The following is a 26518-nucleotide window of genomic DNA, read 5'->3' as shown; positions in this document are numbered from 1 at the left end:
TGCGCGCGACGATGTCACGCCTGATTCGGTACTACGGCTGTGGCTAGGCCGTCAACCGCCCGTAGGATGCGGACTTGGCGGCCGGGGTGGGCGGCAACGCCTGGACGGGGAAGGGTGGTGCGGCCGGTGCCCGAAGAGCCAGACGGCGAGAAGGCCACCGGATCCCTGGATGCTGATGCCGCCGCCGTTGCCGGGGTCAAGGCGCCGTCGAGCCGGGTGGCGCTGGATCGTCAGCGCATCCTGGACGCGGCAGTCGCCTATGTCGATGAGCACGGCTTGGCCCGGTTGACCATGCGGGCGGTGGGGGGCGAGCTTCGGGTCGAAGCCATGTCGCTGTACCGCCATGTCGACGGGCGTGAGGGACTGCTCGACGGCATCGTCGACACGATCATCGACGAGACCTACGACGATCCCGAGGTCATCGTCACCCCGGAGCACGGCTGGCAGGACTTCCTGCAGCGCCTGGCGCACGGCATTCGCCGCGTCGCGTTGCGGCATCCGAACGCCTTTCCGCTGGTCGCGTCCCGGCCACCGGAGGCACCGTGGCTTCGTCCGCCGCTGCGCAACCTCCGGTGGGTCGAGTCGTTCTTCGAAGGGCTTGCGGCCGAGGGGTTCAGTGACGACGTGGCCGTGATCGCTTACCGAGCATTCACCAGCTTTTTGCTGGGTCACCTGCTGCTGGAAGTCGCGGCCAGGGGCGCCGACATAAGTCCGCTGGATGTATTGGATACCGCCGACGAGCCCGATGATGCCCTGGCGGCGTTCCCTCATGTCCGTCGACACCGCGTTGCGCTCGCCGAGGACCAGTCCGCGGTGGAGTTCGAGGAGTCCCTCGAGCACCTGCTCGAGCGCCTCGCCTTGCAGGTGGCCCAGTCCGAAGGCTGAGAGCCCGCGCCGGCGCCAGGCGTGCTTACGACGTAAGGCAGTGGAGGTTTACAGCGTAAGTCTCGTGGGCAGAACCCCCGTTGTCCAGGTTTGGACGCCTGGAACAGCCGAGGAGGGCGATGCGACGATGTCGGAACGGCGGCCACCCCACGGGCACAGCGTGCCCGAGCAGCTCGACGGGACCACCGACGCTCCACCCGAGAAATCTGGAATCCCCCGGCCGCCACTGGCCAGGTATCAGCCTCACGCAGAACGCCGTAGACAGCGCCGGGCGACTCAATATGCACGGAGCAGGTCGAGCGGCCTGACGGCGACGACACTCATCCTGATATGCGCCGGCTCTGACTGGCCCTGATCGTCGGTGGGTTACGCAACGGCGCGTACCCATCGGCTTGAAGACGTTTGGCCAGAGGAGTGGGCAATGGGCGCGCTAAAGCTGGACCGGCTGCCTCCCGGCGGCCGGGCCGAGAAACCTACCCAGATCCCGCCGCAGGGCTGGGCCCAGGTGCTGAAGCGGGCCTGGAAAGAAGGCAAGGACGACAACATCAGCCTGCTGGCGGCGGGCGTCGCCTTCTTCACCTTCCTGGCGATCCCGCCGACGCTGGTCGCGGCAGTCACGTTGTACGGGCTGGTCAGCTCGCCGGCGCAGGTACAGAAGAACCTGCAACAGGCTTCCTCGGGGATTCCGTCATCGGCGCGCACCGTCGTGACCGACCAGATTTCGCGGATCACAGGTCAGCATTCGGGGGCCCTGTCCGTCGCGCTCGTTGTGTCTCTGTTGCTGGCCCTGTGGTCGGCCTCAGCGGCAGTGCAGAACCTGATGAAGGCGATCAACGTCGCCTACGACGAAGAGGAGACACGCGGCTTCGTCAAGCTACGGGGAACGGCGATGATGCTCACCGCCGCCGGCATCGTGTTCTTTCTGGTCGTCATAGCGCTCATCGCTGCCCTGCCGCCGGTGTTGAGCAATCTGTCGATCAGTCCGGCCTTCACCGTCGTGGTGCAGGTGGTCCGCTGGCTGCTGCTGCTCGGACTGGTCACCGCGGCGTTGGCGGTGCTCTATCGGACAGCACCGGATCGGGACGCGCCCAGGCTGCGCTGGGTCTCCCTGGGTGCGGTGGCTGCCACCACCGTCTGGATCGTGGTGAGCGTCTTATTGTCCTTGTATGCCAGCAAGTCCGGCTCGTACGGCAAGAACTTCGGTGCACTGGCCGGCATCGCGGTACTGCTCATGTGGCTGTATCTCACCAACTACGCCGTACTGCTCGGCGCGGAGATCAACGCCGAGTCCGAGCAACAGACCGAAGCCGACACCACCCGCGGCGAGCCGCGACCCATCGGGGCCCGCGACGCCGTCAAGGCCGACAGTGTGCCCGTGCCAACAGGAGGCGAATGATCGTCGGGCGGTCAGGCTCACTCGGCAAGCAAACGGTGAATGAGCTGGATCGCGATAGAGCCCTCACCGACGGCGGACGCCACGCGCTTCACGGATCCGTGTCGGACGTCCCCGACCGCGAGGACTCCCGGGAGGCTGGTCTCCAGCGGTAGCGGCGGGCGGCTGAACGCCCCACGTGCGTCATCACTGAGATCCGATCCGGTCATGACGAAGCCCCGAGGATCACGCTCGACGATCGGGGGGAGCCAGTCGGTGTGCGGCCGTGCCCCGATCATCAGGAAGAGGGCGTGGGCGTTGACGGTCTCCTCCTCGCCGTCCGAGGCGTTGCGCAGGACCAGGTGTTCCAGCCAGCCGGTGCCACCGCCATCGACGACCTCGGTCCGTGTGCGAACTTCGACGTTCGGAGTCGCCTGGATCTCGCGGACCAGATACTCCGACATCCCGGCGTCGAGCGTCGCCGCCCGCACCACCAGCGTGACGCGCCGGGCGTAGCGGGCCAGGTGCAGGACGGCCTGCCCAGCGGAGTTCGCGCCCCCGACGACGTAGACGTCCTTCGCCGACGCGAGCGGCGCCTCCGAGGCGGCGGCTCCGTAGAAGACACCGGCGCCGCGCAACTCCTCGAGCGCCGGCACGCCGAGCAAGCGGTAGCGGGCACCCGTCGCCAGAACCACCGCGCGCGCCACCACCACCCCGCCGGTGTTGAGGCTCACCACGATGCCGTCCGGCTCCCGGACAAGGTGCGTGACGCGCTGCATGAAGGCGAAGCGGGCGCCGAAGACCCACGCCTGTTCATAGGCCCGGCGGGCCAGCTCGCCGCCGCTGACGCCACGGGGGAAGCCGAGGTAGTTGCGGATCGACGAACTCGACGTGGCCTGCCCGCCCACGCCGCCTGAGTCGATGACGAGGGTATGCAGCCCCTCGGAGGCGCCGTAGACGCCCGCGGACAGGCCCGAGGGCCCGCCGCCGACGACCACGACGTCGTACTGGTGCCGGTCCGGGTCGACCGCGTTCCCGGACGCCGCCGCGATCTCCACGTCGGTGGGATTTTCCAGGATGTTCCCGTCGGGGAAGACGAGGAGGGGGAGCCGCCTGGCGCCTTTCCCTGCGAGGAGGACCTGCCCCTCCTCGGACCCGGCCAGGAGGAACCGGTGGGGTATCGCGCAGCGCTCGAGGACGGCGCGCAGCTCGTACGCCCGACCGGACCAGCTCTCCCCGATCACATTCACGGTGTGCGGAACGTGGCGTCGTGCCTCCGCCCACGCGAGCAGGAAGCCGGAGATCGCCAGGTGGAACTGCTCGTCCGGAGGATTGGCGGGCCGCAGCACGTAGTGATCCATGCGCCCGAAGGAGAGCGCCTCGAAGATGGTGTCACCGGCCCGTGGGTCCCCGAGACGACCCCATTTGATGAGCAGGACGCGCTGGGCATGTGGGAACGTGTGCCGCACCTCTGCCAGCAGTGCCGTTCCGGAGCCGCCCGAGAGCACCTCACCGACGAGGACCAGGGCGACCTGGTCGCCGGCCGCCGCCAACTCGTCCAGCGCGGTGAGTGCCTCGCTGGACGAGCGCAGGCAGCGGACGCGATAGTCGGGCTCATACCGGTTTCGCAGCTCCCGCTCGACGTTTCGCAGGAGGTCGGGATGGTCATCGACCGCGAGCAGCACCGGAGCACTCATGCCGGCCGGCCGGGCCTTCGAGCAGTTACCACATCACCGATCGTAGAACCGGAGCCCGGTCTATCCACCGATGTTTCGACTGGCCGAGGTGAGGTCGTAGACGGTGACCCCGCCGACCGTGCGCGACGTAAAGTGCGACTCGACCCAGCTCTGGATCGTGCTGGCGTCGTCGTTGCGCGCGGTCCCGCCTTGTCCGCCGCCACCACCGAAGCCACCGCCGGCGATGAAGTAGTGCACCTCGTGCTTGCTCACCAACTGCTGGAATGCGGCCAGGGTCAGGGATTGGTCGGTGCCGTTGAAGCCGCCAATAGCCATGATCGGTTGCCCGGACGCCAACTGGTACGGCGCGGCACCGGATGCGGAGGTCATGGCGGCTGCCCATCGGTAGGAACTGCTGCCGGTGCGCAGCAGGGTGATCAGAGCAGTGCTCACCGGCTGGGTGTCCCGCATTCCGCCGATCCCGCCGGCCCCGCCCGCGCCACCGGCGGCCCGGCCGGGAAGTCCGGGCGGTTGCCCCGTACCCGGCCCTTGCGGGAACCCCCCGCCTCCGCCCGGCAGTCCACCTCCGGCGGCTGCAGGTCCTCCGGCTGCACGCCCGCCGAAGCCGCCCGCGCTGGACGGGCCGGCCGACGGGGTGGCCCCGGAGCTGGGATGGCTGGCGGTCTCGGCGGCGTACGCCGCCGGTGCGGCGAGCCCGATCGCCAGTGCCGCAGCCGCCACGAGAGCCGTCGTACGCCGGGCGAACTGCGGCGGGAGCAGGAGCGCGGCGCACAGCGGGAGGCCTGCGAGCAGGATCACCCACCGCAGCCACGGCAGCCAGTCGGGCGTCCGGCCGAGCAATACGAATGCCCAGCCGACGGTGACGGCGAGCATCGCCGCCAGGGCCGCCCGTTCGCCGAGTCGGCCGCGGCCGCGCCAGAGCGGCGGCACGATCCAGCCGACCAGTGCACCGATCGCCGGCGCCAGCGCCACCGTGTAGTAGGGGTGGATGATCCCGCTCGCAAAGCTGAAGACGGCGCCGGTGACCAGCAGCCACCCGCCCCACAGCAGCAAAGATGCGCGCACCGGATCGGTCCGTGGCGAACGGCGCCGCATCCACAATCCGGCGACCAGGGCGATGAGCGCCGCCGGGAGCAGCCAGCTGATCTGGCTTCCCATCTGCGTGCCGAACAGTCGGGTGAGCCCGGTGCTCCCCCCGAAGTTCGCCCCGAAGGTCGGGGTGAAGCTGCCGCCGCCGGGCGCCACACTGCCCGTCTCGTTGCCGGTGATCCGTCCGAGCCCGTTGTAGCCGAAGGCGAGCTGCAGCACGCTGTTGGTGGTGGAACCGCCGATGTAGGGCCGGTCGGCGGCCGGGATCGCTTCGACGATCGCGACCCACCACCCGGCGGAGACGACGAGTGCCAACCCGGCCACCACGAGCTGCCCGAGGCGACGGCGTGGCCGGCCCGGTGCGGCGATCAGATAGACCACTGCGAAGGCCGGTACGACGAGGAACGCTTGCAGCATCTTGGTGAGGAAGCCGGTGCCGACCAGGACGCCGGCCAGGACGAGCCACCGGGTGTGTCCGCGTTCGACCGCCCGCAGGACGGCGTACGCCGCCGCGACCAGCAGCAGCACGAGAAGCGCGTCGGGGTTGTCGTAGCGGAACATCAGGGCGGCGACCGGGGTGCCGGCGAGCACCGCGCCGGCGAGCAGACCGGCTGCGGGGCTGGAGTATCGCCGTACTGCGGCGTAGAGCAGGCCCACTGAGGCGACGCCTTCGAGCGCCTGCGGGACCAGCAGGCTCCACGCGTTGACTCCGAAGATCCGCGCGGAGATCTCCATCACCCACAGTGATGCCGGCGGCTTGTCGACCGTGATGAAGTTCGAGGAGTCGAAGGAGCCGAAGAAGAACGCCTTCCAACTCGTGGAGCCGGCCTGTACGGCGGCGGCGTAGAAGTCGTTCGCCCAGCCCGAGGCGCCGAGCCCCCAGAGGTAGAGCACCGCGGTCGCGACAAGGAGGCCCAGGAGAGAGGGCCGGACCCATCTCGGGTCCGACTCGCGGCCGCGGATCAGGCGCGCCCACCGGCCCGACCCTCGCCGGCGGCGGGTATCCAGCTGGCCGGTGGCACCTGGCTGTGTCGCCGTCGTCGTCATCGATCCTCGCTTCGGGTCGGGGTGATGGAGCGGCTGGGGTTGAAGACCCAGGCACGGAACAGCACAAATCGCAGCAGGGTCGCGGCCAGGTTCGCCGCAACCAGCACGCCGCCCTCCACGGGAACGGAGGGTGCGGGGTCCAGGGCGTGCAGGACGGCGAGCGCTCCGCTGGTCAGGACGACCGACGCGGCGAAGACGGCCAGGCCCTCCATCTGGTGGCGGGCCGCGCCCGTCCGACCGTGCATGCCGAAGGTGAATCGGCGGTTTGCCGCCGTATTGGCGATCGCGGTAAGCAGCAGCGCCAGGAGGTTGGCACCCTGCGCACCGAGGGACGGATGCAGGACGGCGTAGAGCAGGAGATAGCCGAGGGTGCTGGCGATTCCGATCACGCCGAAGCTCGCCAACTGCCCCACGAGGCTCCGCTCCGGTGATCCGGCTCGCGCCTCACGATCGACCTGCGCCCGCAACGCCGCGATCGGCACCGAGCCGGTGAGCAGCCCGCGACCGAGCCGCGCGATCCCTTTCAGGTCGGCGACAGCCGTGGCGACGATGTCGACCCGGGAGTCCGGGTCATCCGTCCAGTCCACCGGAACCTCGTGGATCCGCAGCCCGATCCGTTCGGCGATGACCAGGAGTTCGGTGTCGAAGAACCAGCCGTTGTCCTCGATCAGCGGCAGCAGTTGCCGCACCCGGTCGGTCCGTACCGCCTTGAAACCGCACTGCGCGTCGGAGAACCGGGCCCGCAGGGTGGCCCGCAGCATCAGGTTGTAGCAGCGCGAGATGATCTCCCGGCGCGGACCACGGACCACCCGCGCGGTGCGGCTCAGGCGGCTCCCGATCGCGACGTCGCTGTGCCCGGAGAGCAACGGTGCGACGAGGGGGAGAAATGCCTCCAGTCCGGTCGACAGGTCGACGTCCATGTAGCTCACGACATCGGCGTCGCTGCGGGCCCAGATGTGGTGCAGTGCGCCGCCGCGTCCCTTGCTCTCGAGCCGCACGGCGTGCACGCCCGGCAGCTCGCGGGCGAGCGTCGTGGCGATCGTCCAGGTCCGGTCCGTGCTTGCGTTGTCGGCGATTGTGATCCGGAATGGATAAGGGAAGGACTCCGAGAGGTAGCGGTGCAGCCGGCGCACGCTCTCGGCCAGCACCTCCTGCTCGTCGTAGACCGGTACGACGACCTCGACGACAGGTCGACGCCGGTCGCCGTCGGGGCTCGCCCAGTGGTCGTCGACCGGCCTCAACGGATGCTGGTGGGCTGTTGCGGTGCTCATGAACGGCACCGTGGCAGCCGATTCTCAGAGCCGGCTGTGTGTTTCCAGCGAGCCGCCTGTGTGTTTCCGCGCATCCGCCGGAGCGCGGCGGGATTCACAGCCTGCTCACAGAAATGTTTCAGGGATCCCACAGGAACCCCAGCGATAGTAAGGCTCCAACCTCCGGCGACGGAGGTGACGCGAGGAGGCCCGCCTTGGGAAAGACCATGACAGGTACGGCGGGAGCACCCATGACCGGGACGATCTCGTCGCGTGCGGACGCCGTACGTGTCCTCGTGGTCGACGACGAGCGCTACCTGGCCGAGATGCTGGTCACCGCGCTGGGTTTCGAGGGATGGCGGGCGACGGCGGCGTTGACCGCGGCAGACGCCCTGATCCAGATCGAAGCCTTCCAGCCGGCCGTCGTCATCCTCGACGTGATGCTGCCCGACGCCGACGGGTTCTCGCTCTTCACCCGGATCCGGGCGGCCGGCTGCGACGCCCCGGTGATCTTCCTGACCGCGCGGGACGCCACCGAGGACCGGGTCCGCGGACTGACCCTCGGCGGCGACGACTACGTGACCAAGCCGTTCAGTGTCGAGGAACTCGTCGCGCGACTGCGTGGACTGCTCCGCCGGGCGGCGATCACCACCGCCCGCAGCGCCACCCTGTCCGTCGACGATCTGACGCTCGACGAGGACACCCGTGAGGTTCGCCGCGGCGAGCAGTTCATCGACCTCACCCGCACCGAGTTCGAGCTGTTGCGCTACCTCATGCGCAACTCGCCCCGGGTCCTGTCCAAGGCCCAGATCCTCGACCGGGTCTGGGACTACGACTTCGGGGGCAACGGCAACGTCGTCGAGCTCTACGTCTCCTATCTGCGCCGCAAGATCGATGCCGGCAACCTGCCGCTCATCCACACCGTGCGGGGCGTCGGATACGTCCTGCGGCCTGCCCGGCGCTGATCCCTCGTGCTCGCATCGGTGCTCCGCAGGATCAGTGGCTGGTCGCTCCGTCGCCGGCTGATCTCATTGCTGCTCGTCCTGTTCCTCGTCATGTTCAGCGCGTCCGGCATCGTGACCTATCGGGCGCTGAACTCCTTTCTCGCCGGCCGGGTCGACGATCAGGTCAGTCAGCTGCTCGACCGGTACCGGCACCTCGGGCCGCCCGGTGGGTTCGGCGGCGACCGGTTCGGTCCGCAGCCCATCGGAGTGGTGGGCATCTATCTGAGCCCGGACCGCACCCAGGCGATACCGGTCGGCACCAGCAGCGGCGGCAGCGCCAGCGCGCTCTCGTCGGCGGCCATGTCCCGGCTCGCGCAGGTCGCGCCCGGCCAGGCCCCACAGACCATCTCGCAGCTGCCCGGCAAGTCCGGCAGCTACCGGGTCGAGGCGAGCACCCTGCCCGACGGCACCACCCTCGTGATCGGGCAGTCGACGGCGGCCGTCGCCGCGACACTCCAGCGGCTGCTGCTGGTGGAGGTCGCGGTAGGTGCCGCGGGCCTCGTCATCGTGGCCGTCGTCGGTTCGGGGTTGATCGGCGTCGCCCTGCGCCCGCTCCGCCGGATCACCGCCACGACCCGGCGGATCGCCGAATCCGATCTCACCGGCGACGCCGCGCTCGCGTTGCGCGTCCCGGCACCGCCGACGTCGACCGAGGTCGGCCAGCTCGGTCAGGGCATGAACCACATGCTCTCGGTGATCGACGCGGCGCTGCTCGAGCGGACGATCGCGCAACGCCAGCTTCAGCAGTTCGTCGCGGACGCCTCACACGAACTCCGTACGCCGCTCGCGACCATCCGCGGATATGCCGACCTCTTCCGCAACGGGGAGGTGACCGACGTCCGTCACCTCGCCGATGCCGGCGTGGCGATGCGCCGGATCGCGGAGGAGTCCAACCGGATGGGTGTCCTGGTCGACGACCTGCTGCTGCTCGCCCGCCTCGACGAGGGCCGGGCCCTGCAACGGGAGGAGGTGGATCTCGCCCTGCTCGCGGCGGACGCCGCCAGTGACCACCGCGTCGTCGATCCGACCCGGCCGGTGATCCTCGACATCCCGCCGCATCCGGTACCGGTCATCGGCGACCAGGCCCGGCTGCACCAGATTCTGGCCAACCTGCTGGGCAACGTCCGGTCCCATACCCCGCCGGGCACGACCGTCACCATCGCGGTACGTGCCGCCGATGGGCGGGTCGCCCTCGACGTCTGTGACGACGGGCCGGGGATCCCCGCCGCCGAGGTGCCGCGCGTCTTCGACCGGTTCTACCGGGCCGACCCTTCCCGCGCCCGCGCCAGCGGGGGCACCGGCCTCGGGCTGGCGATCGTCCGTGCGATCGTGACCGCACACGACGGCCAGACGATGCTGCGCTCGGTGCCCGGGGCCACGGTGGTGTCGGTGTCCCTCCCGGCATCGGCCGCAGTTCCGGCGGCGCCGTAGGCTGCCGCCGTGACCGACCGCGACCGCCTCCGCCAGCTCATCGCCGATCTCGCCGTCGTCCACGGCCGGGTGGTGCTCTCCTCAGGCCAGGAGGCCGACTACTACGTCGACCTGCGCCGCATCACCCTGCACCGCGAAGCGGCGCCGCTGGTCGGCCGGGTGATGAACGAACTGACCGCCGACTGGGACTACGCCGCCGTCGGCGGGCTGACCCTCGGCGCCGACCCGGTCGCGGCGGCGATGCTGCACGCGAGCGGGGGAGCGGTCGACGCGTTCGTCGTACGCAAGGAGGGCAAGGCGCACGGCCTGCAGCGCCGGATCGAGGGCCCTGATCTGACCGGCCGGCGGGTGCTCGCGGTCGAGGACACCTCCACGACGGGCTCCAGCGTTCTCACCGCCGTCAAGGCGCTCGGTGAGGTTGGCGCGCAGGTCGTCGGAGTGGCGGTGATCGTCGACCGGGGCGCCGGGGACGCCGTACGCGCCGCCGGGCTGGACTACCGCGCGGCCTACACGATGGCCGACATCGGGCTGGGCTGACCGCTGCTGTGACCGAGCCTGACCGGCCGGCCGAGGCCGTCGGGGTCGGGCCGCACCCCCGGCCGTGGCCGGACGACCCGAGGCTCGACCCGGAGCTGCTCGAGAACGGTGACCGGCGCAACGTCATTGACCGCTACCGCTACTGGCGGCTCGAGGCGATCGTCGCCGACCTCGACACCCGACGGCACGATTTCCACGTCGGTGTCGAGAACTGGGCGCACGACCTCAACATCGGCAGCGTCGTCCGGACGGCCAATGCGTTCCTCGCCCGCGAGGTACACGTGGTCGGCCGCCGGCGGTGGAACCGCCGCGGTGCGATGGTGACCGATCGCTATCAGCACGTGCGGCATCACGCCGACATCGACGAGCTCGTCGGCTGGTGCCGCGCGCAGGACCTTCCGATCGTGGCGGTCGACAACCTGCCCGGCGCGGTACCGCTCGAGACGACGGCCCTGCCGCGGCGCTGCCTGCTGCTCTTCGGGCAGGAGGGGCCGGGGCTGTCCGAGCCCGCCCGCGCGGCCGCCGACGTCGTCTGCTCGATCGCCCAGTTCGGCTCGACCCGTTCGATCAACGCCGGCGTCGCCGCCGGCATCGCGATGCACGCCTGGATCCGCACCCACGCCCTCCCGCCGTAGCCCGCCCGACATCGTGCGCCGTACTCGCATCTTCGGCCCAGATCGGCGAGTAGCACGCACGATGTCGACCACAGCCTTCTCGTACGCCGGCCCCGCCCCCATTCCGCGTCAACGTGACGTTGACGCGGATAGAGCGCTTGAACGTGACGTCAAGCCGAATGGCGAGGGGGGAGGGGTCAGGCGTCGAGTTCGCCGACCAGGTCGGCCACCGAGTCGACGACGCGGGACGGCCGGTAGGGGAAGCGCTCGATGTCGGCTTTCCTGGTCACCCCGGTCAGCACCAGCACGGTCTCGAGCCCGGCCTCGATCCCGGAGATCACGTCGGTGTCCATCCGGTCGCCGATCATGACCGTGCTCTCGCTGTGGCCCTGCACGGTGTTCAGCGCGGAGCGCATCATCAGCGGGTTGGGCTTCCCGACGAAGTACGGCTCGACCCCGGTCGCCTTGGTGATCATCGCCGCGACCGAGCCGGTGGCCGGCAACGCTCCTTCGGCCGACGGTCCGGTCGCGTCCGGGTTCGTCGCGATGAAGCGCGCCCCGGCGTCGATCAGCCGGATCGCCCGGGTGATCGCCTGGAAGCTGTAGGTCCGGGTCTCCCCGAGTACGACGTAGTCCGGCGCGACGTCGGTCAGGACATAGCCGATCGCGTGCAGCGCCGTGGTCAGGCCGGCCTCGCCGATCACGTGCGCCGTACCACCCGGACGCTGGCTCTCGAGGAACTGCGCGGTGGCGAGCGCCGACGTGTAGATCGCCCGCTCGGGTACGTCGATGCCCGCGCCGCGCAGCCGGGCGTGCAGGTCGCGTGGCGTGTATATCGAGTTGTTGGTCAGGACCAGGTAGCGCTTGCCCGACGCCTCGAGCCGCGCGATGAAGTCGGTCGCCCCGGGGATCGGTCGCCCCTCGTCGACCAGGACGCCATCCATGTCGGTGAGCCAGCATTCGGCGCTCCGTCGTTCACTCATGCCCAGATGATCGCAGGGCGGGGTACGCCGGGCCGCCGCGAGCGCCCGTTGCCCGGCCCGGTGGGGCGGTAGCGTCGTGATCATGGCGTCATACGAACCGGTGCACGCGCCCCGTGGGACGGCGCTGTCGTGTCGGGGCTGGCAGCAGGAGGCCGCCCTGCGGATGCTCATGAACAATCTCGACCCGGAGGTCGCCGAGCACCCGGAGCAGCTCGTGGTCTACGGCGGGTCGGGCCGCGCGGCCCGGTCCTGGGAGGCCTACCACGCGATCATCGCGAGCCTGCGCGACCTCGCCGACGACGAGACCCTGCTGGTGCAGTCGGGCAAGCCGGTGGGCATCACCCGGACCCACGAGTGGGCGCCGCGGGTGCTGATCGCCAACTCCAACCTGGTGCCCGACTGGGCCAACTGGGAGGAGTTCCGGCGGCTGGAGTCGGCCGGGCTCACGATGTACGGCCAGATGACGGCCGGGTCGTGGATCTACATCGGTACGCAGGGGATCCTGCAGGGCACCTACGAGACCTTCGCCGCCGTCGCGGAGAAGCGGTTCGGCGGAAGCCTCGCCGGCACCATCACCCTCACCGCCGGCCTCGGCGGGATGGGGGGAGCGCAGCCGCTCGCGATCACGATGAACGGCGGGGTCGCGATCTGCATCGACTGCGACCCGTCCCGGATCTCGCGGCGGATCGCGCACGGCTACCTCGACGAGTCCGCGGCCGATCTCCCGGACGCGCTTCGCCGGGCGGTGGTGGCGCGAGATGCCCGGCAGGCCCGCTCGATCGGCGTGCTGGGCAACGCCGCGGACATGGTGGCGGAACTGCTGGAGATGGGCGCGCCGATCGACGTCGTGACCGACCAGACCTCAGCGCACGACCCGCTCAGCTATCTGCCGCAGGGTGTTTCCTTCGCCGATATGCCCGCCCTGCGCGCCGAGGATCCCGCCGGGTTCACCACCCGGGCCCGGGAGTCGATGGCGCACCACGTCGAGGCGATGGTCGGCTTCCTCGATGCCGGCGCCGAGGTCTTCGACTACGGCAACTCGATCCGCGGCGAGGCCCAGACCGCCGGCTACGCCCGGGCGTTCGACTTTCCGGGGTTCGTGCCGGCCTACATCCGCCCGTTGTTCTGCCAGGGGAAGGGCCCGTTCCGCTGGGCCGCGCTCTCCGGCGATCCGGCCGACATCATGCGCACCGACCGGGCGATCCTCGACCTCTTCCCCGAGAACGAGTCGCTGGCCCGCTGGATCCGGCTCGCCCAGGAGAAGGTGCACTTCCAGGGGCTGCCGGCCCGGATCTGCTGGCTCGGCTACGGCGAGCGGGACCGCGCCGGGGTGCGCTTCAACGACATGGTTGCCTCGGGCGAACTGGCCGCGCCGATCGTCATCGGTCGCGACCACCTCGACACCGGGTCGGTCGCCTCGCCGTACCGGGAGACCGAGGCGATGGCCGACGGGTCCGACGCGATCGCCGACTGGCCGCTGCTCAACGCGATGCTCAACGTCGCGTCCGGGGCGTCCTGGGTGTCGATCCACCACGGCGGCGGCGTCGGCATCGGCCGGTCGATCCACGCCGGTCAGGTGTGCGTCGCCGACGGCACCGCGCTGGCCGGCGAGAAGATCGCGCGGGTGCTGTCCAACGACCCGGGCACCGGCATCATGCGGCACGCCGACGCCGGTTACGCCGACGCGCGTGAGGTGGCCCGCGCCCGCGGCGTGCACATCCCGATGGCCGGCCCATGATGCGGCCGGGCCGCTGTCGCGACGCGGGTGGGCCGTGACGTTCGCGTCGATGTGGGCGGAGCTGGCCCCGATCGGGCGCGACCCCACCTCCGGCGGATACCTGCGCTTCGCCTGGACGCCGGCCGAGCGGGCAGCCCGGGCGTGGTTCCAGACGGAGGCGGCCCGGCGGGACCTCGTCCTCGAGTCCGACGGCAACGGTAACGACGTCGCCTGGTGGCGGCCGGAGCCGCAGGCACGGGCCGGTGGTGTCGTCACCGGGAGCCATCTCGACTCGGTGCCGCAAGGCGGCGCCTTCGACGGCCCGCTGGGCGTCGTGTCCGGGCTCGCCGCGATCGACGTCCTGCGCGGGCGCGGACTCGCCCCGGTCCGCCCGGTCGGTGTGGCGGTCTTCGCCGAAGAGGAGGGCGGCCGATTCGGTACGGCGTGCCTCGGCTCCCGGCTGCTCACCGGGCTGCTGACTCCGGAGCGGGCGGCGGGTCTCCGCGCCGCCGACGGGGTCGGTCTGGTGGAGGCGATGGCGTCGGCCGGCGACGAGCCCGATCTCGGCCGGTCCGGCCTGCTGGACGAGGTCACGGCGTACGTCGAACTGCACATCGAGCAAGGCCGCGGCCTGGTCGACCTCGACGCGCCGGTCGGCGTCGGCGCGGAGATCTGGCCGCACGGACGCTGGCTCGTCGACATCACCGGCCGCCCGGATCACGCCGGCACCACCCGGCTCGAGGACCGCAGCGATCCGATGCTCACCGCCGCGGCGACCGTGCTGTGTGCGCGCACGACGGCGGAACAGACCGGAGCCGTCGCGACCGTCGGCCGGATCCTCGTCGAGCCCAACGGCACCAACGCCATCCCGTCCCGGGTGCGCGCCTGGCTCGACGCCCGCGCCCCGGACCAGCCGACCTTGACCCGGCTCATCGACCGGCTCACCGAGCACACCGTCGCCCGTGCCGGTGCGGACGGCACCTCGGTCCGGGTCGTCGCAGAGTCGGCCAGCCCCGCCGTGTCCTTCGCCGGTACGACGACCGACACGGTCCGCCGGGTGCTGCCCGACGCCCCGGTGCTGCCGACCGCGGCCGGCCACGATGCCGGCGTACTCGCCGAAGCCGGGATCCCCACGGCGATGCTTTTCGTCCGCAACCCGACCGGTGTCTCCCACTCGCCGGCCGAGCATGCGACCGAGGCCGACTGCCTCGCCGGCGTGGAGGCTCTCGCCGCGGTGCTCGAGGAGCTGGCGTTCCGATGATCCGCCGGCACGCCCAGCTCGCGGTCCTCGACGGCCGGGTGGCGGCCGACGTACTCATCGACATCGACGACGGCGGAATCACCGCGGTCACCCGTGACGCCCCCGCCCCGCCCGACGCCGAACGGCTCACCGGCCTGACCCTGCCGGGGTTCGCCAACACCCACTCGCACGCATTCCACCGCGCACTGCGCGGCCGCACGCACGACGGCACCAGCACCTTCTGGACCTGGCGCGAGAAGATGTACGCCGTCGCCGAGCGGCTCGACCCGGACAGCTACCTCACCCTCGCCAGGGCCGTCTACGCCGAGATGGCGCTCGCCGGGATCTGCTGCGTGGGCGAGTTCCACTACCTGCACCATCGGCCGGACGGCACGCCGTACGACGACGCCAACGCGATGTCCGCGGCGCTGGCGCAGGCGGCCGACGAGGCCGGTATCCGGATCACGCTGCTCGACACCTGCTACCTCACCGGCGGGATCGGTGAACCCCTGTCCGGCGTCCAGCGGGGTTTCGGGGACGGCGACGCCGACGGCTGGATGCGCCGGGTCGCGGCCTTCCGGCCCGTCGGCCGCCACGCGAAGGTGGGCGCGGCCGTGCACTCCGTGCGCGCGGTGCCGGCCGGGCAGATCCCCACGGTGTCCCGGTGGGCGGGCGAGCAGGGCTGGCCGCTGCACGTGCACCTGTCGGAGCAGCGAGGCGAGAACGACGCCTGCGATCACGCCTACGGCAAGACGCCGACCCGACTGCTCGCCGACGCGGGGGCGCTCGGGCCGCGCACCGTCGCCGTGCACGCCGTCCACCTACGCCGCGACGACATCGAACTCCTCGGCGACAGCGGCGCCGGGATCTGCCTGTGCCCCACGACCGAACGCGACCTCGCCGACGGGATCGCACCGGCCCGCGCACTCGCCGACGCCGGCTGCCCGCTGTCGGTGGGCAGCGACAGCCACGCCATGATCGATCCGTTGATCGAGGCACGCTCGATCGAGTTGGACGAGCGGCTGCGCTCGGAGATCCGCGGCAACTTCACCTCGGCCGCCCTGCTCGATGCCGCCACCGCGACCGGGCACGCCGCGCTCGGCTGGCCGGGGGCCGGCCGGATCGCGCCGGGTGCACCGGCCGACCTGGTCACCGTCGACCTCGACGGCGTACGGCTCGCCGGGATCGGCGCCGACGACTCGACTGCGCTCGACGGCGTGGTCTACGCCGGCACGGCCGCCGACGTACGGCAGGTCATGGTCGGTGGCCGCGAGGTCGTCCGCGACGGGGTCCATCTGCTCGTCGACGACGTGCCCGGTGAGCTGCGCCGGGCGATCGGAAGGGTGACCACGTGAGCTCGTTACTCGTCACCGGCATCGGGGAGCTGGTCACCAACGACCCGGCGGTCGGCGCGGGCGCGCTCGGCGTCCGGCACGACGTCGCACTCGCCATCGACGGCGGTCTCGTCGCGTGGATCGGCGTACCGGACGAGGCGCCGGCGGCCGACTCCCGACTCGACGTCGCCGGCCGTGCGGTCATCCCCGGCTTCGTCGACTCGCACGACCACTTGGTCTTCGCCGGCGACCGGGCGGAGGAGTTCGCCGCGCGGATGGCCGGAACCCCTTACGCTGCAGGCGGAATCACCAAGACCGTCGAGGCGACGAGAGCGGCGAGCGACGAGTCGTTGCGCGAAACCCTCATCAGCCTGGTCACCGAGGCGCGGCGACAGGGGACGACGACGATCGAGTGCAAGAGCGGATACGGCCTCACGGTGGAAGACGAGGCGCGCTCGTTGCGGATCGCCGGTGAGGCCACTACCGAGACGACCTTCCTCGGCGCCCACGTCGTTCCACCGGAATACAAAGAAGACCCGGATGCCTACGTGGCGCTGGTGTGCGGACCGATGCTGGACGCATGTGCGCCGTACGCCCGGTGGATCGACGTCTTCTGCGAGCAGGGTGCGTTCGACGCGGACGCCACCCGCACCGTGCTCGACGCCGGTGTCGCGCGCGGGCTGACGCCTCGGCTGCACGTCAATCAGCTGCACCCCGGGCCCGGTGTCCAGATCGCGGTCGAGTACGACGCCGCGTCAGCAGATCACTGCAGCCATCTCACCGACGCCGACGTCGGTCTGTTGGCCGGCTCGAACACCGTCGCGACGCTGCTGCCCTCCGCGGAATTCTGCACCCGGGCCACCTCGCCCGACGCACGCCGGCTGCTCGACGTCGGAGCGCAGGTGGCGATCGCGACCGACTGCAACCCGGGGTCGTCCTTCACCACGAGCATGCCGTTCTGCATCGCCCTTGCCGTCCGCGAGATGGGGATGACGCCGGCCGAGGCGCTCTACGCCGCGACCGCCGGCGGCGCGCAGGCGCTGCGGCGGAATGACATCGGCCGGCTGGCCACCGGGCTTCGGGCCGACCTGGCAGTCTTGGAAGCGCCGTCCTACGTGCATCTCGCCTACCGGCCGGGTGTTCCGCTCGTGTCGACGGTCGTACAGGGTGGTGCGGTGGTGAAGGAGAGTAGATGAAGACCGTTGTCGTCGGACCCGACGGAGTGACGCCCGCCGACGTGATCGCGGTCGCCCGTGCGGACGCTCGGGTCGAGTTGTCGCCCGCCGCGCTGGAGGCGATCACGACGAGCCGGGCCATCGTCGACGAGATCGAATACAGCGACCGCGCCGTCTACGGCGTCTCGACCGGCTTCGGTGCGCTGGCGAGCACCCGGATCCCGCGTGAGCGGCGGACCGAGCTCCAACATTCGCTGATCCGGTCGCACGCCGCGGGCATGGGAGCTCCGATGCCCCGCGAGGTCGTGCGGGCGATGCTGCTGCTGCGGGCCCGCTCGTTGGCGATGGGTCGCTCCGGCGTACGACCGCAGATCGTGCAGGGCCTGGTCGACCTGCTCGACGCCGACGTGACGCCGTGGGTGCCCGAGCACGGATCGCTCGGCGCCAGCGGGGATCTGGCGCCGCTTGCGCACTGCGCCCTGGTGCTGCTCGGCGAAGGATGGGTGCTGGGGCGGGACGGTGCGCGGGTCGACGCCGCTGAGGCGCTGGCCACCGCAGGGCTGACGCCGATCGTCCTGGCCAGCAAGGAGGGGCTGGCGCTCATCAACGGCACCGACGGGATGCTCGGCATGCTCCTGCTCGCGATCGCCGATGCGCGGCACCTCTTCACCATGGCTGATCTCACCGGCGCGCTCGCGATCGAGGCGATGCTCGGCAGTGACCGGCCCTTCGCCCGCGAGCTGCACGAGATCCGGCCGCACCCCGGCCAGGCGGTCAGCGCGGCCAACATCCACCGGCTGCTGCAGGGCTCGGCCATCATGGCCTCGCACCGCGACAACATGGAACACGCGGTGCAGGACGCCTACTCCATGCGGTGCGCGCCGCAGGTCGCCGGCGCCGCCCGCGACACGCTGACCTTCGCCGAGCAGGTCGCCGGCCGGGAGTTGGTGTCCATTGTGGACAATCCGGTGGTGCTGCCGGACGGGCGGGTGGAGACGACCGGCAACTTCCACGGTGCACCGCTCGGCTTCGCCGCCGACTACCTCGCGATCGCCGCGGCCGAGGTCGGGTCGATCGCCGAGCGCCGGGTCGACCGGTTGCTCGACCTGGTCCGGTCCCGCGGGCTGCCGGCATTCCTCGCGCCCGACCCGGGGGTCAACTCGGGGCTGATGATCGCGCAGTACACCGCCGCCGGGGTGGTCGCCGACAATCGTCGGTTGGCTGCACCCGCATCGGTCGACTCGCTGCCGACCTCCGGAATGCAGGAGGACCACGTGTCGATGGGGTGGTCGGCGGCGTGCAAGCTGCGGACGGTGCTCGACAATCTCGCGGACATCCTGTCCGTCGAGCTGCTCACGGCCGCCCGCGGCCTGCAGTTGCGCGCCCCGTTGACGCCGGGACCGGCCGGGCAGGTGGTGCTGCGCCGGATCACGCCGTACGCCGGTGCGCCCGGACCGGACCGTTACGTCGCGCCGATGCTGGAGGCCGTGCGGGCCGAACTCGTCGGCACGCAGCTGCGGGCTGAGGTCGAGGCCGCCGCCGGGCCGCTGGGCTGAGGGCTACTCCGACTCGACCGCCGCGGCCGACTCGTCGGCGGCGGCCGCGCGGGCCACGGCCTTCTCCCGCCGGTTGCTGACCATCTTGGCGCCGATCGGGAAGAGCGAGATGACGACGGCACAGAGGACGCCGAGGATCAGGATGAGGTCGACGTTGTCGCGGATGATCCGGATCGTGCCGAGGTAGTAGCCCGCGAGGGTGACACCCGACGCCCACAGCACGCCGCCGATGATGCTGAAGAAGGCGTAGGTGGAGAAGCGCATCCGGCTGGCACCGGCGATCACGGTGACGAAGGTGCGCACGACCGGCACGAAGCGTGCGAGGAGCACCGTCGCCGGCCCGTACTTGTCGAAGAATCGGTGCGCCCGGTCGACGTGTTCCCGCTTGAACAGCCGGGAATCCGGCCGGTCGAAGATCGGCGGTCCGGCGCGGTATCCGATCCAGTAGCCGACCAGGTTGCCGGCGATCGCCGCGATCGGTGTGAGAACGAGCAGCGACCACAGCGGCACATGGAAGATGTTGTTGGACACGAGCAGGCCGGCGCTGAACAGCAACGTGTCACCCGGCAGGAAGAAGCCGACCAGCAGGCCGCACTCGGCGAACAGGATGACCAGCAGCCCGACCAGACCGAAGGTATCGATCAGATAGGTCGGGCTCAGCGGCGAGGCGGCGAGAGTCGTCACGAGGCCAAGGCTACCTGCGGCCTACCCCCGCGCGGGCCCTCCCTCACCGGACCCTCCACCCCATGATCGTGATCGGAAGAAGCCGCGAAACGCCGAACGAATCCGATCACGATCATGGAAAGCAGGCCGGGGAGAGGGCGGTGCGGTCCGGTAGTGGATCTGTGCCAGGCTGTGTCGATGGGCGCTCGGGAGCGGCTGGTCGTCGTCGGCGGCGATGCGGGCGGTATGTCGACGGCGTCGCAGGCCCGCCGCCTGCGCGGACCCGGCGACCTGGAGATCATCGCGGTCGAGCGGGGGAGTTACACGTCCTACTCCGCCTGCGGCATTCCCTACCTGATCGCCGGTGACGTGTCGCCGGTGGACGCGCTCGTCGCTCGTAAGCCGAGGGAATTCCGCGAGAAGCAGGACATCGACGTACGGATCCGCCACGAGGCGACCGACATCGATCTCGACCGGCGCGAGGTGGTCGTGCGCGATCTCGGTGACGGCTCCGATCGCCGGCTGTCATTCGACCAGCTCGTGGTGGCCACCGGCGCCCTGCCGACGCGGCCGGACCTGCCGGGCATCGATCTCGACGGTGTCTACGGCGTGCAGACGCTGGACGACGGAGCGGCCGTGCTCGCGGCGCTCGAATCCCGACCGCGCCGAGCCGTCGTGGTCGGCGCGGGCTACATCGGTCTGGAGATGGCCGAGGCGCTGGTACGCCGCGGCCTCGAGGTCACCGTGGTGGAGGCCGGTCCGGCACCGATGGCCACGCTCGATCCCGATGTGGGTGGGCTGATCACCGACGCCATGCGCGGCATGGGGATCGAGGTGCGGCTCGAGGACCCGGTGCGCGGCATCGACGGCGACTCCCGGGTCGGCGCCGTCGTCACCGAGGCGGCGACGCTGCCGGCTGACCTCGTGATCCTCGGGCTGGGCACCCGGCCCAACTCCGAGCTCGCCCGCGCCGCCGGCATCGCGTGCGGGCCGACCGGCGGCATCGTCACGGACACCCGGATGCAATCGCCCGCGCACCAGGGTGTCTGGGCGGTCGGCGACTGCGTGGAGAGCCGTCATCTCGTCAGCCGGCGGCCCGTGCACGTCGCGCTCGGCACCCACGCCAACAAGCAGGGCCGGGTCGCCGGCATCAACATCGGCGGCGGTGACGCGACGTTTCCCGGCGTCCTGGGTACGGCGGTCACGAAGGTCTGCGACCTGGAGATCGCCCGGACCGGACTGTCCAGCCGGGAGGCCGACGACGCCGGGTTCCCCGCCGTCAGCGCGACCATCGAATCGACGACGCGGGCAGGCTACTTCCCCGGAGCCGAGGCGATCACCACCAAGGTCATCGCGGAGCCGGGCTCGGGCCGGCTGCTCGGGGCGCAGATCGTCGGACGCGACGGCGCCGCGAAGCGGATCGACGTGCTGGCCGCGGCGCTGTGGAACTCCATGACCGTCGACCAGATCATCGGCATGGACCTGTCCTACGCGCCGCCGTTCGCGCCGGTCTGGGATCCGGTACTGGTCGCGGCGCGCAAGGCCGCCGGCGTCGTGGCCGACACCGCTCGTCGTTAGAGTCGCGGCATGGCCGACGACGTCGTGCAGCCGGTAGCCCGTCAGCGTCCGATCGAGGACGGCTCGGAGCGCGAGACGTTGACGGGGCTGCTCGACTTCCTGCGTGCCACTGCTGTCAACAAGGTGGCCGGCCTCACCGAGGAGCAGGCGCGCCGTACGTCCGCGTCGCCGTCGACCTTGACACCCCTCGGCGTCGTCAAACATCTCGCCGGGACCGAACGCTTCTGGTTCAGCATCGACTTCGCCGGCGCCGACCTGCCGTGGCCGTGGCCGGAGGACGACCCGCACGGCAACTTCCCGCTCGACGACTCCGACACGGTGGGGTCGGTCGTCGCCGACTATCTGCACGAGTGCGAGCGCTCGCGGGCTGCCATCGCCGGCGCCGCCCTCGACGATCACGCGCGCGGCGAAGGAATGGCGTTCGTCCTGCGCTACGCGCTGGCGCACATGGTCGAGGAGACCGCCCGCCACTGCGGCCACCTCGACCTGCTGCGCGAGCGGATCGACGGGAGCACCGGCCAGTAGCCGGTCCCAGTAGCCGGTCCTGTAGCCGGTCAAGGAGGCGCGCAGCCGTGGTCGAGTCCCGTTACGACGTGATCGTGGTCGGCGCCGGCGCCATGGGTTCGGCCGCCGCGTGGTGGCTGTCCCGCCGCGGGCGCTCGGTGCTGCTGCTCGACCGGTATCCGGCCGGTCATGGTCGCGGCAGCTCCCACGGGCCTTCGCGGATCTTCCGGCTCGGGTATCCGGACGCGTACTACGCCGCGCTCGCCGTCGAGGCACGGCCGCTCTGGCGTGAGCTGGAAGAAGCCGCAGGTACGCCGCTGCTCGAGCCCACCGGTTCGCTCGATCACGGTCCCGACAAGGAGATCGAGCCGATCGCCCGCGTCTTCGACGAACTCGGTCTGCCGCACGACGTCCTCTCGGCCGGCCAGGCGACCGACCGTTGGCCGGGCATGCGGTTCGACGGCGACGTCGTCTACCAGCCCGACGGCGCGGTGATCCGGGCCGACCGGGTGCTCGAGGCGCTGCACGACCAGGCCCGCAGGCACGGCGGGACCTTGGCGATGGACTGCGGTCGGGCGACCGTCGAGCGCTCGGGTGCCGGTGTGCAGGTGCGGACCGCCGGCTTCACCGCCACCGCCCCGGTCGCCGTCGTCGCCGCCGGCCCCTGGGCCGCCGACACCCTGGGCGGCTTGGTCGACCTGCCGGAGCTGACGGTGACCCGCGAGCAGGTCTTCTACTTCCGGCCGACCAGCGAGGCGATGCGCTGGCCGTGCTTCGTCGATCGCAGCGATCCGGCGCGCTACGGGCTCCCCACGACGGGTCACGGCCTTAAGGTCGGCGAGCATCACACCGGCGCCGCAGTGTCCGCGGACGGGCGATCCTTCGCCGGCGACGAGGACGGCCGGCAGCGGGTGCAGGACTACGTCCGCCGCGCGCTGCCCGGCCTCGACCCCGAGCCCACGTCGTACGAGACCTGCCTCTACACCTCCACCCGCACCGAGGACTTCGTCGTCACCCGGGACGGTCCGCTCATCGTCGCCGCCGGGTTCTCCGGGCACGGCTTCAAGTTCACGCCGCTGATCGGAAGGTTGCTCGCCGATGCGGCAGAGGGCACGGAGCCGATTCCGATCGGCATGTGGTCCGGAGACGGAGGTCGCCGCTCCGACGGCTCACACCTGTGAACCGTCGGCGCTTCCTCCGGCTGCGTGCCACGCGTCGAGCACCGCCTGCTCCTTCTCCGGGTCGATCCCCGTCGACGGTCGCTCGGAATCGTGGGCCGGGTCGGGGGTCGTGCGCAGCCAGGCCCAGGTCTCGGCCACGGACCTGGCGACCGGACGGAAGCGGAGCCCGGCCTGCTCGGCCGGGCCGGTGTCGTGGTCGAACGCCGCCGGTCCGATCGCCTCCGGGAGCCAGAGCGGGAGATCGGTCCAGGGTGTGACCTCGTGGGCGGTCAGGAAGTCGTCCGGCAGCCAGCTGAACCGGCCGTCCGAGCCGGTCGCCGTACGGCAGGCATCCAGGAGGCCCTCGAAGCTCACCTGACCGGCGGGCCCGGTGGTGATGAAGCTTCCCGCGACGCCGTCTCGGCCGCAGCGCAGCATCCATGTCGCCAGATCGCGTACGTCGGCCAGCGCCATCCGCCGGTCCGGTCGACCGGGAGCGAGCACCTCACCGCCGCGGGCGACCCGCCGCAGCCACCAGGTCAGCCGGCCGGTGTCGTCGTGCGGTCCGATCAGCAGCCCGGCCCGCGTCATCGTCGACCGGTCGCCGAACTCTCGCTCGACCGCGCGCTCACAACCCGCCTTGAGCCAGCCGTAACGGGCGACCGGATCGTCGGGCGCATCGCCGGTCACCGCATCCGGGGTGCCGTCGTGCACCGGCGAGTCCGCACCGACGGGCCGCTCGGGCCAGCCCGGGAAGACGTTGAGGGTCGAGACGAAGACGTAGTGCCCGGCCGACGGCGCCAGGAGCCGGGCGCTGTCCCGGACGACCCGCGGCTCGTAACCGCTGGTGTCGACGACGACGTCGAACTGCCTGCCCTTGAGGACTCCGAGGTCGTTCGGGACTCCGCGGTCGCCGTAGAGCGCCTCGACCGGATCCGGCGGCTTTCCGGAGACGCCGCGCGTGAAGGTCGTGACGTCGTCGCCGGCGGCGAGCGCGGCCGCGACGACGGCCCGGCCGAGGAATCTGGTTCCGCCCAGCACAAGGACTCGCATCGCCCGAGCCTGTCAGTCACGTGCCCGGCGACGGAAGGGCGTTCGCACTCGGCGGAAGCACCGGGCGGCTGCGAGCCGCTCCGGGGGTGCGGGATACTCGGTGCGGAGTCGTCCAGATCAAGCCGGAGGATGTCATGCCGATCGCCACCCCCGAGGCCTACGCCGAGATGCTCGACCGGGCCAAGGCGGGCGAATACGCCTACCCCGCGATCAATGTGACGTCGTCGGAGACCGTCAATGCGGCACTGCGCGGATTTGCCGACGCCGGGAGCGACGGCATCATCCAGATCTCCACCGGAGGAGCCGAATTCGCCTCCGGCACCAAGGTCAAGAACATGGTCGCCGGTGCGACGGCATTGGCCGAATTCGCGCACTCGATCGCCGACCACTATCCGGTGACGGTGGCGTTGCACACCGACCACTGTCCGAAGGACAAGCTCGACGGATATATGCGGCCGCTTATCGCCATCTCTCAGGAGCGTGTCGCGAAGGGCCAGGAGCCGCTTTTCCAATCGCACATGTGGGACGGCTCCGCCGTACCGATCGAGGAGAATTTGCAGATCGCCGACGGTCTGCTCACCGATTGCGCCAAGGCCAAAATCATTATGGAGCTGGAAATCGGCGTGGTCGGCGGCGAGGAGGACGGTGTCGTCGGCGAGATGAACGACAAGCTCTACACGACGCCGGACGATTTCCTGCGCACCATCGAGGTGCTCGGGCCGAACGGTGACCGCGGCCGCTACATCCTCGCCGCGACATTCGGAAACGTGCACGGCGTCTACAAGCCCGGCAACGTCAAGCTCCGCCCCGAGATCCTCAAGCAAGGCCAGGAAGTCGCGAGCCAGAAGCTCGGACTGTCGGCCGGGAGCAAGCCGTTCGATCTCGTCTTCCACGGCGGATCCGGCTCGGAGCTCGAGGAGATCCGCGAAGCGCTGTCCTACGGCGTCGTGAAGATGAACGTCGACACCGACACGCAGTACGCGTTCACCCGGCCGATCGTGCACCACATGTTCACCAACTACGACGGCGTACTCAAGATCGACGGCGAGGTGGGCAGCAAGAAGGCCTACGACCCGCGCAGCTACCTCAAGGCCGGCGAGGTCGGGATGGCCGACCGGGTGGCCAAGGCCTGCGCGGACCTGCGCTCGGCGGGTACGAAGAGCAACTGACCCGCCGCTCACCCGGGCCGGCTCACCCGACTCTGCCGGCGTGAAACAAACGCACTAGTAGTGCCTTTTGGTCGCAGACACGCCGTAATGCGCCCTCAAAACGCACTCCTAGTGCGTTTTGTTCGACTGCGCCCGGCGTCGCATTGAAGCCTGGTTGTGCTTTTGTCCGAATCAGCTGCTGCGCTCATTTCCGCGCTAATAGCGCGAGACGAATGAGGTCTGTGTGACAAACGGGTTCCGTGTGGTCCTTGTGAAAATTGGGAATTGCGCCTAGCGTGACTTCCCGGTCGCTTTCTGCGACCAGTCGCGGGTGGCCGAATGCCGAGTCCCGCCCCACCCCCCGCGACGCCGAGCGACTGAAGCCGCGCGTGCGGCGGGCGAATTCCGAGCCCGCGTCCCGACGGCTCACACGACCCGCACGGGGAAGGGCACACCATGTCCACAGAGCGTCGACGAGCCTGGAGTCTCCGGCGGCCACTCGCCGCCATCGCGGTCTGCGGGCTTCTCGCCGTCGGGGGCGCCGTCGCCATCAGCGCGCCGGCGGACGCCGATCCCTCGGCCAACACGTGGTATCAACTCCGGCTGTGCGAGTCGAGCAACAACTACTCGATCAACACCGGCAACGGCTACTACGGCGCCTACCAGTTCGACCTGCCGACCTGGCGCAGCGTCCGCGGCACCGGATATCCGAATCAGAACCCGCCGTCGGAGCAGGACTACCGGGCGCTGGCGCTGTACCGGATGCGCGGCTGGGAGCCGTGGACCTGCGCGCAGATCCTGGGACTGCGCGAGGACAGCGACGCCGGATCGGGTGTCTGGCCGCCGCGTCCGGGCGGTCCGACGACGAAGGCGCCACCGTGGCCGGGCGTGCAGTACTTCTTCGGCAACTTCGGCCCGCACATCCGGCAATGGCAGTTGCAGATGCGTAAGCGCGGCTACCCGTTCCAGGGCACCGGTTACTTCGGTACGACGACCCTGAAGTACGTCAAGATCCTGCAGCAGCGCAACGGCCTGCACGTCGTCGGCTTCATCGGTCCGAAGACCTGGGCCGCCGCCTGGACCGGCCGGTAAGACCCCGGTGGACAAAACCGACTACTAGTGGGTTTTGTCCATCGGGCGGCGACGGTGCGGTCGGCGTACGGCGGGCGCTAAGGCAGCTTTGACGCGAGGACGTCGACCTTCTCGATCTTCGGCCCTTCGCTGAAGAGATCGGGTGCCTGTGCCATCAACGCCTCGGCGACCCGGCCCGACAGATGTGCGTCACGGCCGGCATCGTCGGGGAAGACGTCGAAGATCCCGTACGTCGATGGCCCGAGCCGGATCGCAAACCACGCCGTGGTCGCTGGTTCGTCGTCGACCAGCGCTCGGCCGGAGTTGAGGAAGCTCTCGACGGCGCTCTCCTGGCCCGGCTTCGCCTGCAGCGTCACGAGAAGTCCGACGGTAGGTGCGTTTGCCATGCC

The 26518-nt window shown here is 70.6% G+C and carries 23 protein-coding genes; 16 read left to right on the top strand and 7 right to left on the bottom strand.

Going from position 1 to position 26518, the window contains the following annotated elements:
• The first annotated feature begins 114 nt into the window (after nucleotides 1-114).
• Both VGH85_05755 and VGH85_05750 read left to right on the top strand, forming a co-directional pair.
• Nucleotides 115-885 carry a TetR/AcrR family transcriptional regulator C-terminal domain-containing protein gene (locus VGH85_05755; protein HEY2173302.1) on the top strand — a complete coding sequence of 257 codons (771 nt, stop codon included), beginning with the start codon at nucleotides 115-117 and terminating at the stop codon, nucleotides 883-885.
• A 361-nt stretch (nucleotides 886-1246) separates the two neighbouring features.
• Nucleotides 1247-2281 (top strand): YihY/virulence factor BrkB family protein, encoded by a 1035-nt coding sequence (locus tag VGH85_05750; GenBank protein HEY2173301.1) that lies wholly within the window; start codon nucleotides 1247-1249, stop codon nucleotides 2279-2281.
• 17 nt (nucleotides 2282-2298) lie between these two features.
• On the opposite strand, the gene VGH85_05745 is transcribed toward VGH85_05750, so the two are convergent.
• Genes VGH85_05745 through VGH85_05735 form a run of 3 tightly spaced genes read right to left on the bottom strand, consistent with a single transcriptional unit; the run spans nucleotide 2299 to nucleotide 7361 of the window.
• Complete coding sequence (locus VGH85_05745; GenBank protein ID HEY2173300.1) at nucleotides 2299-3954, bottom strand: FAD-dependent oxidoreductase; 1656 nt, start codon at nucleotides 3952-3954, stop codon at nucleotides 2299-2301.
• Between the two features lie 60 nt (nucleotides 3955-4014).
• Entirely contained in the window at nucleotides 4015-6090 is a 2076-nt protein-coding gene (locus VGH85_05740) for a glycosyltransferase family 39 protein (GenBank protein ID HEY2173299.1), read from the bottom strand.
• Nucleotides 6087-7361, bottom strand: a complete 1275-nt coding sequence (locus VGH85_05735; protein HEY2173298.1) for a glycosyltransferase — start codon at nucleotides 7359-7361, stop codon at nucleotides 6087-6089. The genes VGH85_05740 and VGH85_05735 overlap by 4 nt, the downstream gene beginning before the upstream one ends.
• 230 nt (nucleotides 7362-7591) lie before the next feature.
• On the opposite strand from VGH85_05735, the gene VGH85_05730 reads away from it, so the two are divergent.
• From VGH85_05730 to VGH85_05715, 4 genes are read left to right on the top strand one after another with little or no spacing between them, the layout of a single operon-like run.
• Entirely contained in the window at nucleotides 7592-8305 is a 714-nt protein-coding gene (locus VGH85_05730) for a response regulator transcription factor (protein HEY2173297.1), read from the top strand.
• 6 nt (nucleotides 8306-8311) lie between these two features.
• Nucleotides 8312-9775 carry an ATP-binding protein gene (locus tag VGH85_05725; GenBank protein HEY2173296.1) on the top strand — a complete coding sequence of 488 codons (1464 nt, stop codon included), beginning with the start codon at nucleotides 8312-8314 and terminating at the stop codon, nucleotides 9773-9775.
• 9 nt (nucleotides 9776-9784) lie between these two features.
• On the top strand, nucleotides 9785-10312 hold the full coding sequence (gene pyrE / locus VGH85_05720) for an orotate phosphoribosyltransferase (GenBank protein ID HEY2173295.1): 528 nt from the start codon (nucleotides 9785-9787) through the stop codon (nucleotides 10310-10312).
• A gap of 8 nt (nucleotides 10313-10320) precedes the next feature.
• A complete protein-coding gene (locus VGH85_05715; GenBank protein ID HEY2173294.1) occupies nucleotides 10321-10947 on the top strand; it encodes an RNA methyltransferase in 627 nt (208 codons plus the stop codon).
• 176 nt (nucleotides 10948-11123) lie between these two features.
• On the opposite strand, the gene VGH85_05710 is transcribed toward VGH85_05715, so the two are convergent.
• The gene (locus VGH85_05710; GenBank protein ID HEY2173293.1) at nucleotides 11124-11909 is read right to left on the bottom strand and encodes an HAD-IIA family hydrolase; all 786 of its coding nucleotides are present in this window, start codon (nucleotides 11907-11909) and stop codon (nucleotides 11124-11126) included.
• 82 nt (nucleotides 11910-11991) lie between these two features.
• Here VGH85_05710 and hutU point away from each other — a divergent pair, with 82 nt between their 5' ends.
• From hutU to hutH, 5 genes are read left to right on the top strand one after another with little or no spacing between them, the layout of a single operon-like run.
• Nucleotides 11992-13647, top strand: coding sequence for a urocanate hydratase (hutU, locus tag VGH85_05705; GenBank protein ID HEY2173292.1), 1656 nt, complete (start codon nucleotides 11992-11994; stop codon nucleotides 13645-13647).
• A 34-nt stretch (nucleotides 13648-13681) separates the two neighbouring features.
• Nucleotides 13682-14887 (top strand): allantoate amidohydrolase, encoded by a 1206-nt coding sequence (locus VGH85_05700; protein ID HEY2173291.1) that lies wholly within the window; start codon nucleotides 13682-13684, stop codon nucleotides 14885-14887.
• Nucleotides 14884-16221, top strand: coding sequence for a formimidoylglutamate deiminase (locus tag VGH85_05695; protein ID HEY2173290.1), 1338 nt, complete (start codon nucleotides 14884-14886; stop codon nucleotides 16219-16221). The genes VGH85_05700 and VGH85_05695 overlap by 4 nt, the downstream gene beginning before the upstream one ends.
• Complete coding sequence (gene hutI / locus VGH85_05690; GenBank protein ID HEY2173289.1) at nucleotides 16218-17396, top strand: imidazolonepropionase; 1179 nt, start codon at nucleotides 16218-16220, stop codon at nucleotides 17394-17396. The genes VGH85_05695 and hutI overlap by 4 nt, the downstream gene beginning before the upstream one ends.
• Complete coding sequence (gene hutH / locus VGH85_05685; protein HEY2173288.1) at nucleotides 17393-18931, top strand: histidine ammonia-lyase; 1539 nt, start codon at nucleotides 17393-17395, stop codon at nucleotides 18929-18931. The genes hutI and hutH overlap by 4 nt, the downstream gene beginning before the upstream one ends.
• Nucleotides 18932-18934: 3 nt before the next feature.
• Here the strand turns inward: hutH and VGH85_05680 are convergent, their stop codons facing one another.
• Nucleotides 18935-19615: a DedA family protein gene (locus tag VGH85_05680; GenBank protein HEY2173287.1), complete on the bottom strand. Its 681-nt coding sequence runs from the start codon at nucleotides 19613-19615 to the stop codon at nucleotides 18935-18937.
• Between the two features lie 177 nt (nucleotides 19616-19792).
• On the opposite strand from VGH85_05680, the gene VGH85_05675 reads away from it, so the two are divergent.
• Genes VGH85_05675 through solA form a run of 3 tightly spaced genes read left to right on the top strand, consistent with a single transcriptional unit; the run spans nucleotide 19793 to nucleotide 22857 of the window.
• Nucleotides 19793-21172 (top strand): FAD-dependent oxidoreductase, encoded by a 1380-nt coding sequence (locus VGH85_05675; protein HEY2173286.1) that lies wholly within the window; start codon nucleotides 19793-19795, stop codon nucleotides 21170-21172.
• Between the two features lie 9 nt (nucleotides 21173-21181).
• Nucleotides 21182-21697 (top strand): DinB family protein, encoded by a 516-nt coding sequence (locus tag VGH85_05670; protein ID HEY2173285.1) that lies wholly within the window; start codon nucleotides 21182-21184, stop codon nucleotides 21695-21697.
• A gap of 47 nt (nucleotides 21698-21744) precedes the next feature.
• Complete coding sequence (gene solA, locus VGH85_05665) at nucleotides 21745-22857, top strand: N-methyl-L-tryptophan oxidase (GenBank protein HEY2173284.1); 1113 nt, start codon at nucleotides 21745-21747, stop codon at nucleotides 22855-22857.
• Here solA and VGH85_05660 read toward each other — a convergent pair.
• The gene (locus VGH85_05660; protein HEY2173283.1) at nucleotides 22846-23889 is read right to left on the bottom strand and encodes an NAD-dependent epimerase/dehydratase family protein; all 1044 of its coding nucleotides are present in this window, start codon (nucleotides 23887-23889) and stop codon (nucleotides 22846-22848) included. The two genes, solA and VGH85_05660, sit on opposite strands and share 12 nt — an antisense overlap.
• A gap of 134 nt (nucleotides 23890-24023) precedes the next feature.
• Here VGH85_05660 and fbaA point away from each other — a divergent pair, with 134 nt between their 5' ends.
• Both fbaA and VGH85_05650 read left to right on the top strand, forming a co-directional pair.
• Nucleotides 24024-25058: a class II fructose-bisphosphate aldolase gene (fbaA, locus tag VGH85_05655; protein HEY2173282.1), complete on the top strand. Its 1035-nt coding sequence runs from the start codon at nucleotides 24024-24026 to the stop codon at nucleotides 25056-25058.
• Between the two features lie 435 nt (nucleotides 25059-25493).
• Nucleotides 25494-26129: a transglycosylase family protein gene (locus VGH85_05650; GenBank protein HEY2173281.1), complete on the top strand. Its 636-nt coding sequence runs from the start codon at nucleotides 25494-25496 to the stop codon at nucleotides 26127-26129.
• A 77-nt stretch (nucleotides 26130-26206) separates the two neighbouring features.
• Here the strand turns inward: VGH85_05650 and VGH85_05645 are convergent, their stop codons facing one another.
• Nucleotides 26207-26515: an antibiotic biosynthesis monooxygenase gene (locus tag VGH85_05645; protein HEY2173280.1), complete on the bottom strand. Its 309-nt coding sequence runs from the start codon at nucleotides 26513-26515 to the stop codon at nucleotides 26207-26209.
• Between the last annotated feature and the right edge of the window lie 3 nt (nucleotides 26516-26518).

It is taken from the genome of Mycobacteriales bacterium (assembly GCA_036497565.1).
Lineage (GTDB): Bacteria > Actinomycetota > Actinomycetes > Mycobacteriales > QHCD01 > DASXJE01.
Note: the sequence above shows the minus strand (reverse complement) of the source record. Positions and strands in the feature narration are given on the sequence as shown.